Origin of the sequence: Acidovorax sp. Root267, assembly GCF_001429215.1 — a bacterium.
In the GTDB taxonomy this organism is placed as follows: Bacteria; Pseudomonadota; Gammaproteobacteria; order Burkholderiales; family Burkholderiaceae_C; genus Acidovorax; species Acidovorax radicis.
In genome coordinates this window covers 103,663-115,867 of the sequence record NZ_LMJC01000030.1, presented here as the reverse complement: position 1 = coordinate 115,867, position 12,205 = coordinate 103,663, and the positions used below count along the sequence as shown (strand labels likewise).

The 12,205-nt window shown below is 65.6% G+C and carries 9 protein-coding genes; 6 read left to right on the top strand and 3 right to left on the bottom strand.

The features are described 5' to 3' along the window. Positions 1–150: 150 nt before the first annotated feature. On the top strand, positions 151–1,233 hold the full coding sequence (locus tag ASE39_RS19140) for an adenylate/guanylate cyclase domain-containing protein (protein ID WP_010461758.1): 1,083 nt from the start codon (positions 151–153) through the stop codon (positions 1,231–1,233). Between the two features lie 44 nt (positions 1,234–1,277). Here ASE39_RS19140 and ASE39_RS19135 read toward each other — a convergent pair whose 3' ends face one another. Next, positions 1,278–2,006: a haloacid dehalogenase type II gene (locus ASE39_RS19135; protein ID WP_057272188.1), complete on the bottom strand. Its 729-nt coding sequence runs from the start codon at positions 2,004–2,006 to the stop codon at positions 1,278–1,280. Positions 2,007–2,227: 221 nt separating this feature from the next. Here ASE39_RS19135 and ASE39_RS19130 point away from each other — a divergent pair, with 221 nt between their 5' ends. Both ASE39_RS19130 and alaC read left to right on the top strand, forming a co-directional pair. Then, positions 2,228–3,454, top strand: a complete 1,227-nt coding sequence (locus ASE39_RS19130; protein ID WP_057272187.1) for an MFS transporter — start codon at positions 2,228–2,230, stop codon at positions 3,452–3,454. 134 nt (positions 3,455–3,588) lie between these two features. Continuing rightward, positions 3,589–4,815: an alanine transaminase gene (gene alaC, locus ASE39_RS19125; protein WP_057272186.1), complete on the top strand. Its 1,227-nt coding sequence runs from the start codon at positions 3,589–3,591 to the stop codon at positions 4,813–4,815. Between the two features lie 123 nt (positions 4,816–4,938). Here the strand turns inward: alaC and ASE39_RS19120 are convergent, their stop codons facing one another. Then, positions 4,939–5,406: an SRPBCC family protein gene (locus tag ASE39_RS19120; protein ID WP_057272185.1), complete on the bottom strand. Its 468-nt coding sequence runs from the start codon at positions 5,404–5,406 to the stop codon at positions 4,939–4,941. A 65-nt stretch (positions 5,407–5,471) separates the two neighbouring features. Here ASE39_RS19120 and ASE39_RS19115 point away from each other — a divergent pair, with 65 nt between their 5' ends. Next, positions 5,472–5,846, top strand: a complete 375-nt coding sequence (locus ASE39_RS19115) for a MerR family transcriptional regulator (RefSeq protein WP_057272184.1) — start codon at positions 5,472–5,474, stop codon at positions 5,844–5,846. Between the two features lie 211 nt (positions 5,847–6,057). Here ASE39_RS19115 and ASE39_RS19110 read toward each other — a convergent pair whose 3' ends face one another. After that, positions 6,058–8,949 (bottom strand): IPTL-CTERM sorting domain-containing protein, encoded by a 2,892-nt coding sequence (locus ASE39_RS19110; RefSeq protein WP_140426838.1) that lies wholly within the window; start codon positions 8,947–8,949, stop codon positions 6,058–6,060. Positions 8,950–9,367: 418 nt separating this feature from the next. Between ASE39_RS19110 and ASE39_RS19105 the strand changes: the two genes are divergently transcribed. Beyond that, a complete protein-coding gene (locus ASE39_RS19105; RefSeq protein WP_050812494.1) occupies positions 9,368–10,117 on the top strand; it encodes a response regulator transcription factor in 750 nt (249 codons plus the stop codon). Continuing rightward, complete coding sequence (locus ASE39_RS19100; RefSeq protein ID WP_057272182.1) at positions 10,107–12,086, top strand: ATP-binding protein; 1,980 nt, start codon at positions 10,107–10,109, stop codon at positions 12,084–12,086. The genes ASE39_RS19105 and ASE39_RS19100 overlap by 11 nt, the downstream gene beginning before the upstream one ends. The last annotated feature ends 119 nt before the right edge of the window (positions 12,087–12,205 follow it).

The following is a 12,205-nucleotide window of genomic DNA, read 5'->3' as shown; positions in this document are numbered from 1 at the left end:
CTGCATCACCCAGGTCCTTCGGCGTTGGGGCAGGGGCCCGGAGTGTTTTCACCGGTTGACCGGCTGGGGGACGCCGCCTATTCTGGGTGGCGGAGGGCAGGCGATGCCCTCCTGCACAGAACAATCCGCCGCCCCACCTCCCTTGCATCCATGCACAAAGAATTCCACCACGATGCCGTGCGCCGCCTGCAGGCGCTGATCGAGCGCGAGACTGGTACGCCCCTTTCCGAAGCGGCGCAGGCCGAGATGGCGGCCATCCTGCATGGCATGGAAAGCCCGGATGGCGCGGCCACCGACGGCCTGGCCGTGGCGCCGCGCGAGGTCACCATCCTGCTGGCCGACCTGCGCGGGTTCACCGCGCTGTCGGGGTCGCAGCCCGCAGCGGTGGTGATTGCGGCGCTCAACCGCTGCCTGTCGCGGCTCTCCGAAGTGGTGTTCAAGTACCAGGGCAGCATCGACAAGTTCATGGGCGATTCGATCATGGTGCTGTTTGGCGCGCCCGTGGCCCGCGACGACGATGTGGACCGGGCGCTGCTCTGCGCCGTGGAGATGCAGATCGCCATGCGCGAGCTCAACCTCGCACACCTGCGCGAGCGGCTGCCGGAGGTCTTTCTGGGCATCGGTGTGAACACAGGCACGGTGATGGCCGGGCGCTTTGGCTCCGACGTGTATTCCGAATACACCGTGATCGGCGAAGCGGTCAACCTGGCCTCGCGCATCGAGGCGCTGAGCCTGCGTGGCCAGGTGCTCATCAGTGATGCGACCTACCAGCGGTGCTGGGGCCTGGTGTCGGCGTCCGCACCGATGCAGGTCTATGTCAAAGGCCGCACGCAGCCGGTGAGCCTGCGCGAGCTGATCGCCATTCCTTCGCAAAAACTCAAGGTGCCGCGCCAGGAGTTTCGCCGCAGCCACCGTGTGGATGCGCGCCTGCCCTGCCTGTGCCAGCGCATGCAGGACAAGATCGTGGTGCCCCACATCGTGCACGGTGCCATCCGCGACATCGGCTACCACGGCCTGCTGGTGGAGCTGATCGAGCCGCTGGAGCCCCACAGCGAGATCAAGCTGGAGTTTGAGCTGCCTTTGGTGGACTACCGCGTGGCCGATGTGTATGCGCGGGTCATCACGCTCAAGCAGGAAGGCGACGAGTGGGTGGCGGGGCTGGAGTTCACCTCCATCAGCGCCGAATGCCACGCCAAGGTGCAGATGTTCGTGCAGTTGCTGGTGGTGCACTGAACCTCGCCCGCCGCGAGGATGCTCAGCGGCTCGACAGGCCTGCTTCAACAGCCCAGCATCCGCGCCAGATCGATGAGGTCGGTGGCGTGCAGGTCGTTGCCGGGCTGCGGCGTTCCGTCCTTGGGGCGGGCCGCGCCCAGCTCGTGGGGGCGCTCGATGTAGGCCGTGCGCAGGCCGCAGTCGCGCGCGGCGGCCAGGTCGTCGTGGTGGGTGGCCACCAGTGCCACCTGGGACGGTGACGCATCAAACACACGGGCCACGCCCAGGTACGTGTCAGGGTCCGGCTTGTAGGCGCGGAACACCTCGGCGCTCAGCACACAGTCCCAGGGCAGGCCGGCGCGTTTGGCCATGTGGGTCAACAGGCCGATGTTGCCGTTGGACAGTGTGGTGATGGTGAAGCGCGTCTTGAGCCGCGTGAGGCCCTCCACGCTGTCGGGCCAGGCGTCCAGCCGGTGCCACACGCGGTTGAGGTGGCGGCGCTCGGCCTCGGGCAGGTGCGCCAGGCCAAAGCGCGGCAGGATCTCGTCAAGGATGCCGCGGTGCAGGTCGTCCACCAAGGTCCATGGCCGCTCACCCCGCATCACACGGGCCATGGCGGGCTGGTAGCCGCTGCGCCACGCCAGCGCAAACGCGTCGCCATCCACGGCCGGGTACAGGGCCTGCATCTCGCGCACGATGCTGCCGTGCCAGTCCACCACGGTGCCAAAGATGTCGAACGCCAGCACCTGGACGGTGCTGGCAATGGTCTCTGCAGTGCTCAGGGTCGTTGTCATTGCGGTCCTTGAGGGGGAGGGGGATAGGGTGCCAGCGTAGCCGCCTTGCGTGTCCGGTTTGTTCACGAAGGTGACCCATGCCCCCGCGCCAGCAGGGCCGCTCAGGGCATGTTATGGTTACAAAAATAGGGTTTACCCCTGTAACTGCGTTTCTTCTTTATCCCCGTCGACCTCCTGCGCCGTACTGTTGCCTGCCGGTGCAGCGCCCCTTTGTTGTTGCCATGACCGCGTCCCTGTCCCCCACGTCCATCGCCCACACCCCCACCGACGACCGCACCCTGGTGCGCGCCGTGCTGGCCCTGGGGGTGGGCGGCTTCTCCATCGGCACGGGCGAGTTCGTCATCATGGGCCTGCTGCCCGAGGTGGCGCGCGACATCGGCGTGAGCATTCCTCAGGCGGGCCACGTCATCAGCGCCTATGCACTGGGCGTGGTGGTGGGCGCGCCCGTGCTGGCCGTGCTGGCAGCCAATTGGGGGCGGCGTGCGTTGCTGATGGCGCTGATGGTGGTGTATGCGCTGGGCAATTTCGCATCGGCCCTGGCGCCGGGCTATGGCTCGCTCACTGCCATGCGGCTGTTTACCGGCCTTCCCCATGGCACCTACTTTGGTGTGGCCGCGCTGGTGGCTGCTGCTCTGGCGCCGCCCGGCCGCCGCGCACGCGCCGTGGGCTGGGTCATGCTGGGGCTGACCACCGCCACGCTGGTGGGGGTGCCCATAGCCGCCGCGCTGGGCGAGGCGTTTGGCTGGCGCGCGGCCTTTGTGTTTGTGGGGCTCATTGCCGTGGCCGCCGTCGTCATGGTGCGCCTGTGGGTGCCCGCCATGCCCGCATCGCACGGCGCCAGCCCGCTGCGCGAGTTGGGCGCGCTGGCGCGCAAGCAGGTGTGGTTCACGTTGGGCATTGGCGCCATCGGCTTTGGCGGCATGTTTGCGGTGTTCAGCTACATCAAGCCCACCTTGCTGGAGGTGGCAGGCATGCCACCCGCACTCATGCCCTTCGTGCTGTCGCTGTTTGGCCTGGGCATGGTGGCAGGCAACATCGTCGGCTCGCGCATGGCCGACAAGGCGCTCATGCCCGCCATCGGCAAGGTGCTGCTGTGGTCCATCGTCGTCATGGCGCTGTTCGTGCCTGCTGCGCACCACCCCGTCAGTGCGGCGCTGGCGACCTTTCTGCTCGGCACGGTGGTCGCCATCGGCCCGGCCTTGCAGATCCGGCTCATGGATGTGGCCGGCGATGCGCAGACCCTGGCCGCGGCGCTCAACCACTCGGCCTTCAACGCCGCCAATGCGCTGGGCGCGTGGCTGGGCGGTGTGTCCATCGCGGCCGGCCTGGGTTGGACGTCCACCGGCTGGGTGGGCGTGGTGCTGGGACTGTGTGGCGTGGGCATCTTTGCCTTGGCGCTGTCGTCCGAACGGAATACGCAGCGCGCTACCGCAGACCTCAACGCCTGAGCGTAGCGGCGGTGCGACACCGCCGCGTCGGGCGCGGCGAACGCCGCTTTCTGCAGTACAGTGAACGCGGGCCAACCCCATTGTTGGCCACGTCGCTCGGACGGTTCCGGGCGCTTACGTGAAAGTTCACCAGCATGTCTGCATCGCAGGGCAAGCGCCGTTTTGCGCGCATCGATCGCCTCCCTCCCTACGTCTTCAACATCACGGCCGAGCTGAAGCTCGCCGCCCGCCGTCGGGGTGAAGACATCATCGACATGAGCATGGGCAACCCCGATGGGGCCACACCACCGCACATCGTCGCCAAGCTCACCGAAGTGGCCCAACGGCCCGACACCCACGGCTACTCCGCCAGCAAGGGCATCCCGCGCCTGCGCCGCGCCATCAGCCACTGGTACAAGGATCGGTACGCGGTGGACATCGACCCCGATACCGAAGCCATCGTCACCATCGGCTCCAAGGAAGGGCTGGCCCACCTGATGCTGGCCACGCTGGACCGGGGCGACACCGTGCTCGTGCCCGACCCGAGCTACCCCATCCACATCTACGGCGCCGTCATCGCCGGGGCCGACATCCGCAGCGTGCCCGTGGCGCCTGATGTCGATTTTTTTGCCGAGCTCGAAAAAGCCATCCGCGGCAGCTACCCCAAGCCCAAGATGATGATCTTCGGCTTTCCCAGCAACCCGACCGCGCAGTGCGTGGAGCTGTCTTTCTTCGAACGCGTCATCGCCCTGGCCAAGAAGCACGACATCCTGGTGGTGCACGACCTGGCGTACGCCGACATCGTGTACGACGGCTACCGCGCCCCCAGCATCATGGAAGTGCCCGGCGCCAAGGACGTGGCGGTGGAGTTCTTTACCCTCTCCAAAAGCTACAACATGGCCGGCTGGCGCGTGGGCTTCATGGTGGGCAACCCCGACCTCGTGGCCGCGCTCGCGCGCATCAAGAGCTACCACGACTACGGCACCTTCACCCCCCTGCAGGTCGCAGCCATTGCCGCGCTCGAGGGCGACCAGCAGTGCGTCAAAGACATCGCCGCCCAGTACCAGCGCCGCCGCGACGTGCTGTTCAAGGGTCTGACCGAAGCGGGCTGGGCGGTGGACTGCCCCAAGGCCAGCATGTACATCTGGGCCCGCATTCCCGAGCCCTACCGCGCCCTGGGCTCGCTCGAGTTCGCGCGCCAGCTGCTCGACAAGGCCAAGGTGTGTGTATCGCCCGGCATCGGCTTCGGCGACCAGGGCGACGAATACGTGCGCTTCGCCCTCATCGAGAACGAGGCCCGCATCCGCCAGGCTGTGCGCGGTATCCGTGCGATGTTCAAGGCCGATGGGCTGTTGAAGGTGCCAACGGCTGTCGGGGTCTGAGGGCCGTCGGCAATGGCGTCGGGTAGGGTGGCATCGACCGGCTGAATCCGCCGTCCACCCCACACGTCCCACGCTATGGGTGTGCGTACCTGGGTTGTCCGATCCCCGTGGCGTACCCGCTCCCTAGCTATGCGCCGTACCAGCCCCCTCCATCCACCCCTTCAATGCAGCGACGCCCAAGGTCGCCCGCTTGTCCATCACCCGCCTGGCCAGCGGAAGCAAAAGGTATCTGACGACGGGGTTGCTGTTTCTGCTGAAGATCCGCCAGGTGAGTTCGCACGCATTCGCCGCGGTTTCATCCAGCGTGATCTCCATGCGCGGCAGGAGGGGTGGAAACCGGCCCTCTGTCGCAAAAAACTGGTGGCCCCTGACTTCCCGCACCTGCAGGGTGATTTTCTGGCGTCCCCGCAGTGGTACGAACACGGTTTCAAGGTACTCCTTCCCCAGCTGCCCGTGGGGGAGTGTGTTGAGTGATTCGATGGAGATAACGCCGGGGAACCACTCTCCAAATTTCTCCATGTTCGACACGTACGCAAAAACCTCCCGCGCAGGCCGGTGGAGATAGACCGTTTTTTCAGCAAGCAAGTGCATGGTGTGCTTTCTTCAAAAAGGCCATGCTAATCTGTAGAGTTGGGTCTACAGTCAAGAGGATTTTCATGCGAATTGCCGAACTGGAAAGCCGCACCGGGCTGGGGCGCCACGCGCTGCGCTTTTATGAACGTGAGGGGCTTCTGGTCGGCGTATGCCGAGGCTCCAACAACTACCGGGACTATCCGGAGTCCGCCGTCAAGGACGCAATCCTGCTTCAGCAGCTGCAGTCGCTGGGGTTTTCGCTGCTGGAGATCCGTGAAGTGCTGGACGCGATGCGCGCCAGCAGCATCGATTGCGCGCAAGGTGCCCGCTTGATGGCGGAGAAACGCACGGCGGTCGAGGCGCAAATTGCGAACCTGCGCAAAGTGAGCAAGGTCTTGATGCGGGAACAACAGCGCCTCGAAGACCGCGCCGCGCGGCAAAATCTTCCCAAGCCATGACGCGTTGCTCCGCAGTCGGACGCGATGTTGGAGTGAACCTGGTGTTCAACGCCCGCTGGGCGTGGCCCCTCCAAGTTGCCGACCAGCGCTTTTCGCCAATGGGCAAAAAAGGGGGCAGACGCGATGTGCATCGTGATCGCCGTCAACGAGGCGCATCTTTGTCTCCTTTCTGCTCTGGCGTCTGTCCGTTGAGCGCTCAGTCCGGCTCTTTTCAGCCCTGGCGGCGGCGCAAGCCTGGCAGGGCCATGGCGGCCAGGGCAGCGGTCGCCAGCAACAGGACCCATTCGTTCAGCGTGGGAATGGCCGTGGCCAAAGCGGCAGCAGCCAGCGGCATCACGGGGTCCACCATCACGCCGTTGGGCGCCCAATCGTCGTCACCCAGCTGGCCGTCGGTCAAGTCAAAACTCACGGTGTGGCCGTTGATGGCGAGGTTTTTGGGGGCGAAGAAGCTGGCGCTGGAGGCGCCGCTGCTGGCCTTGCCGTACTTGGTGAAACCGGCAACCGGTTGTGGCCAGGTGGTGGTGATACGGACCGTGGCACCGGGGGTGCAGTCCACCAGCTTGAAGCGGAAAGCGCCCTGCGGCGCCACCCGGCCCGGTGGTAGGGCGCTGGCGGCCATGAAGCCGGTGGCGGAATGGTCAAACCGGCAAGTTGCGCCCCCGCCTGTGAAGCTCGCGCTGGCCGCGCCGCCTGCACCCCCCGTGGGGACGGTGGTGCCGGTGTAGGTGACGGGGATGACGAATGTCTGCTGCACCTGGGCTGCAGTGGCGTAGGTCGCATTGCCCGCCTGGTTGGCGTTGATGGTGCAGGTGCCAGCGCCGGCAAACGTCACCACGCTGCCTGTGACCGTGCAGGCACCAGCCGTCGAGGCTGCATCAATAGTGAACACGACCGGATTGCCCGAGTCGCCACCGGCGGCGGTCACCGTGTACGTGCCCCCCACGGCGGGGAGCACCGGGGGCGTGGAAGTGAAGGTGATCACCTGGCTGGTCAAGGCGGTCTGCTGGACGACAACGCCCATCGTCGACGTGATCGTGTTGTCACCCTTGCTGGTTGCCGTGACCGTACGCGAGCCAGGCCCGAAAAACGTCACTGCGAAAGCTGCGCTGCCATCGCTTTGCTGGATCTCACCCGGCATCGTGTCGTTCGGGTTGCTGCTCGTGATGATCCACCGCGTCGTGTCGTCTATGTTCGCATTGACCGGGTCTTCCACGCTCAACCGGAACGGCGTTGGCGCGTCGGCCGACACCACCACGGATGTGGCACCGGGCGCCATGCTGATGGCCGTCGGTCCATTCAGCGAAGGCGCGGGCAGCGGCAGGTTTTCGAACTGGATGACGGCGCGCAGGTTGTGCCCCGGCATGCTGATGATGCCCTGGTACTGGCCCGCGATGCGGTTGGCCTTGGCGTCGTGGATGAAGTAGCCGGTACCGCCGAAGCCCCCTCCGAAACCCTGGTTTTCCGGATTGGGGTCGGTCACCATGACCACGCTGGCGCCCGTGGTGGGCACTGCGATATTGATGGGCGTCACATACGGCAAGTAGCCGCCCCCAGGAATTGTGGCGCGCGGATCAATGATGATAGGGTTTCCGGAGCGCGCGAAAGCCTGCCCCAGGCGTGCGCGCATCGACAACGATGCGTTGCACGAATCGTCTACTCGGTAAAGGCAGTAGTTGTGGGTGTGCACGCTGTCCCCACGGTCGAAGTTGAAGGGGCTCTCCCACAAATCTCCCGCATCCGGTTTGAACACGGTGACGAATCTCGGAACGCGCCCGGTCTTTGTGTTGTCATCGCTGTCCAGCGTCACCGGCACCTGCAGATTCGTCGATGCGGCCACCGCGAGATCTTGCGTGCGGTTGGCCGTGTAGGCATCTGCCAGTGTGGTGACATAGTGCGACCCCATGTCGATGAACAAGGTCTGGTTCTGTGCGCCACGGTCCAGTGGCACATTGGCGATCAAGGCGGAGCCCGGCGGTTCGGCCCAACCATCATTCCAAGAGTTCACCACCTGGCCGACCACGTTGAATTTGCGCCTTCTATAGAACTGCGCCTCCGGTTGCGCGGTGGCCTGGTCTGCCACCCGCTCATTCACGAACACCACCATCGTCTGCTTGCCCGCCACCGAGCCCATCTGATTCAGCGCAAAACGCAGTGAGAACGGACCCGTGGGCGGCGGCGGTAGTCCTATCAACGCATAGGCGCGGTTGCCTGAGGCGCCGTTCATCCACAGATTCTCGTCCCGTGAAAAATTCTGGTTGGCGACCACTGGATCGGTCGACGACTGGCGCACGCTGGTCGCGGCGGGGGCGTTGGTGTTAACGCCGGCCACGTCGCTGAGCGTGATCAGCAACTGCGGCTGGTGCAGTACGTGGGCCTGCCCTGTTTGCTGTTCCTTGCTCGCAAACTCGAAACTGCCTGTTGCAGTGCCAGGGTCAAGGAAGGGGGCCACAACCACCATCGATTCGACACCGTTGGCCAGCCTGTGTTTCACCAGCTTGGTGACGTCGAAGCTGTAGAAGCCTGGATCGGTGATGCGCAGGGGCTGTGCAGGGTTGTCCGCGTTGGTGGCGGCCCCTCCATTGGTGCTGTCAACGAGATGGCCACAGGCGGGCGCCAAGTCTTCGCGCCCGAAGCAATCGGTGCCCGTCTGGTGAGCGCTGACTATCCTGAGGTAGCCGGGTGTTATCACCTTGTCCACGTACAACACGAGGCGGGCGCTCGCGACCTTGCCGGCATCCAGCGTGTAGCTTTCCTCATCAACGGTGACCCTTGTGTTGGCCTCATCGACGAGAAGCTTGCTCAATACGCCATTGGGCAGGGTGGCATAGGAAAACTTCAATTGCGCATTCGCGTCACTGTTCACGAGGAGCTTGGGCTCGTAAGGGAAGTAGTCGGAATCGTTGCTGTAGGCGTCGGCGACGAGTGGTGCCTCGATCCACGATGATTGGGTGGTTTGCCCGCAAGCCTGCAGCAAGAACGCTACCCCGGCGAACGCAACCCACCGAATCGCCTGAGACGCACGCCCGGCCGCGTTGCTCCCTTGCCGGGCACATTGGCGCAGCATCGTGCCGGACCGCGTCGCGGCCTTCTTCGTTTGAATCATGTATCCCTCGCTCTGATGTGCGTTCGAGAAGAAGCCGCACTGGCTTTTTCTAGGTAGGCAGGTGCTGGCAACTGTGTTTTTGCAGCTTCGTGGTGCAGAGGTCCTTGCCTTTGCCGGACTGAAAGTTACTGGATGGGCATCGTTTTGTATGTCCCCCTTTTGGGCGACATGACAGCGGGCTCGCGTGGTGGCAGTATGGGTATGCTTCGCATGAATGCTACAAAAATAATAGCTATCTGCGCTTTTTAAATAAGCGCTGGCGGCTGTTTCGATGCAAAAACCGATCACCCCTGCTCCACCGAAGAACCATCCATGACCCGCCTCTTTCTGCCGTGCCAGTGGGTGTTGCCGACCTGCTGGGCGCTGGAGCCTCGTCGGCCTCCGCGCTTTTGATCAAGGCCTGTGGCAGCATCAACCCATGGTTTCACCGTCCCGCACATTCCCTTTGGCGCCCGATGCGGCCCCTGCGCCCCCGGCCGTCCGCGTGGCGGTGGTGGAGGACGACTTCGTCTGCCGCAACGCGATGGCGCATGCCTTGCAAGGCGCGCCCGACATGCATCTGCAGTGGGTGGCCGCCAGCCGCGCCGAGGCACTGGCGGCGCTGCAGGCGGACGATGCACCGCTGGACGTGCTGTTGTTGGACCTGGGGCTGCCCGACGGTAGCGGGCTTGACGTGTTGGCTGTGCTGCGCGTGCGCTGGCCCCGCGCCGCAGCGATGGTGAGCACGATCTTTGGCGATGAGGTGCACGTTCTGGGTGCCATCGAAGCCGGGGCGATGGGCTACCTGCTCAAGGATCTGCCACCCAGCGCGGTGGTGGACGAAGTGCGCAGCCTGCATGCGGGGGGCAGCCCCATCAATCCGATGGTGGCGCGCAAGCTGCTGCTGCGCCGAGCGCAGTCATCCGTGGCCGCCAAATCGCCAGTGGGTCCGGAGCCGGGTTTGGCCGAGGCGGCAGAGATCACGGAGGTGGGGCCGTCGGCACGCGAGGCCGAGCTGCTGCGGATGGTGGCACGTGGCTACACGCTGGACGAGGTGGCGCGGGCGATGGGGGTATCGCGCCACACGGTGCGTACTTTTGTGCGACGCGTGTACGCCAAGCTGCAGGTGACGACCCAGGCCGAGGCGGTGAGCGCTGCGGCGCGCAAAGGGTGGATCGATGTGGCTTGAGCTCGCGCGCCTGGCGCTGCGGCTGTTGCTGGCCGGGGCCGCCGCCTGGGGCGTGGCGCTGGCAGACGTACCGTCCCCCGCACACCTGATGCAGGCAGAGGCTTGGGGTTCCACCAGCGGGGGCTGGGCGCCGCCACCCTCGCTGCACGAATCACCCGATGCAGTGCTTTCGAGCGCCACGCCGTGGAGCACGGTGGATCTGCCACATGCCCGCGCGCGCAGCACGGTTTCGACAGCCGCGCAGGCCGATGCGCCCCCCGAGGTGTGGTGGTATCGCCTGCGGGTGCCGGCCGAGGCGCTGGCGGCCACACCGCAGGGCTCGCGCCTGTACATCCCGCGCTGGCAGACAGTGGGCACGGTGGCGGTGTATGCCAATGGGCGCCTAGTCTGGCAGACGCACGGCAGCCGCGTATGGAACAGCTTCAATCGCCCGGTTTGGGTGGACTTGGCGGGCCATGCCGCGCCCGGCGCTGCGCTGGAGGTGCACGTGCGCATGGCCAACCTGCCGGGCGTGGGTGGGGCCCTGTCCACGGTCTGGGCGGGGCCGGCCGAGGCGCTCTGGCCAGGGTGGCGGCTGCGCAGGCTGCTGCAGACCGAACTGGTGGCGTACCTGCGCGGGGCCTACCTGGTGCTGGGTGTGCTGGCGCTGGCGGTGTGGCTGGGGCTGCGCGGCCGGGGTGAAAGGGGCTATCTGCTGTTCTTTCTCCTGTCGGTGGGGCACCTGCTGGCCACGCTGTTCTATTTGGTGGATACGGAGGGCTTTGATGTGCCCGATGCCTGGTTCTCGTGGCTCACGCTGGCGGGCTCACTCGGATCGTCGGTGTGCTCCTTCTTGCTGCTGCGGTTGATGCAGGGCCTGCACTACCCCCGGCTGGCGCGGGTGCTGCTGACCTATTGTGGTGTGGTGGCGCTGGCGGCACTGCCCCTGTGGAACGTGCGACACGAGGCAATGCTGCCGCTGCTGCGCCTGGCGCTGTTTCCGCCAGGGATGGTGGTGCTGTGTGTGGCACTGTGGGGCGCGTGGTCTGATCGATCGTGGCCCAGCGTGCTGCTGGGGAGTGCAGTGGCGCTGTCGTTTCCGCTGGCTTTTCATGACCTGGCGATGCAGCGCTACCTCATCAGCATCGAACACGTCTACCTCACGCCCTATGCCTACATGGGGGTTTTCACGATGTTCATGTGGGTTGCGTTCACACGCTACCAGCGCGCCCTGGGCGGCGCCGAGCGGGCCAATGCGGTGCAGGCCGAGCGCCTGGCCGCACAGGAGCAGCAGTTGCGAGAAACGCACGAGCTGCTGCGGGTTGCCGAGCGCGAACAAACGCTGCTGCACGAGCGCCAGCGCCTGATGAGGGAGATGCACGATGGCGTGGGATCGTCGCTGATGAGCGCACTGCGGCTGGTGGAGACCGAGCCGTCGACACCTGTGGACGTGGCGCAGGTGCTGCGGGAATGCATCGACGACCTGAAGATCTCCATCGACTCGCTGGAGCCCGTGGACGCGGACCTGCTGGTGTTGCTCGCAGGCCTGCGCTACCGGCTGGGACTGCGGCTGGAGGGGGCGGGTCTGGTCATGCACTGGCAGGTGGACGACCTGCCGCCGCTGCCTTGGCTGGACGCGCAAAGCGCCCTGCATGTGCTGCGCATCCTGCAGGAGGTACTCACCAACATCCTCAAGCACAGCGGCGCAACGGAGATCACGCTGAGCACCGCCGAAGCACCCCGGCCTTCGCCGGATGGCGCCGGCACCCGCAACGACGACACGCCCGGCGTGCAGGTGCGCGTGCGAGACAACGGCCGCCCGTTCACACCGCCCGCGCCGCAAGCACTGGCGCCGGCCCGCCGGGGCCTGGCCAACGTGCACAGCCGCGCGCTGGCACTGGGCGCACACTGCTCCTGGAGCCGTGCTGACGAGGCTGGCGCACAAGGCTCGGCGTTCACCCTGTGGCTGCCTCTGCACAAACAGGGTTGATCGCCTGCCCGTTGCTGCTCTCTCAACCTGCAGCGCTGGTTCCTCGAACGCATGCTTTGAGAGGTTCAACATCCCCGTCAGCGTAGGACTCGGGTCGTACGGATAGAAGCCGAGAAATC

Coding starts and splice junctions, on each gene's coding strand:
- ASE39_RS19135 (WP_057272188.1), bottom strand. CDS start 2,006: ATGACAACGACCCTGAGCACTGCAGAGACCATTGCCAGCACCGTCCAG.
- ASE39_RS19120 (WP_057272185.1), bottom strand. CDS start 5,406: ATGCACTTGCTTGCTGAAAAAACGGTCTATCTCCACCGGCCTGCGCGG.
- alaC (WP_057272186.1), top strand. CDS start 3,589: ATGTCTGCATCGCAGGGCAAGCGCCGTTTTGCGCGCATCGATCGCCTC.
- ASE39_RS19105 (WP_050812494.1), top strand. CDS start 9,368: ATGGTTTCACCGTCCCGCACATTCCCTTTGGCGCCCGATGCGGCCCCT.
- ASE39_RS19140 (WP_010461758.1), top strand. CDS start 151: ATGCACAAAGAATTCCACCACGATGCCGTGCGCCGCCTGCAGGCGCTG.
- ASE39_RS19110 (WP_140426838.1), bottom strand. CDS start 8,949: ATGATTCAAACGAAGAAGGCCGCGACGCGGTCCGGCACGATGCTGCGC.
- ASE39_RS19130 (WP_057272187.1), top strand. CDS start 2,228: ATGACCGCGTCCCTGTCCCCCACGTCCATCGCCCACACCCCCACCGAC.
- ASE39_RS19100 (WP_057272182.1), top strand. CDS start 10,107: ATGTGGCTTGAGCTCGCGCGCCTGGCGCTGCGGCTGTTGCTGGCCGGG.
- ASE39_RS19115 (WP_057272184.1), top strand. CDS start 5,472: ATGCGAATTGCCGAACTGGAAAGCCGCACCGGGCTGGGGCGCCACGCG.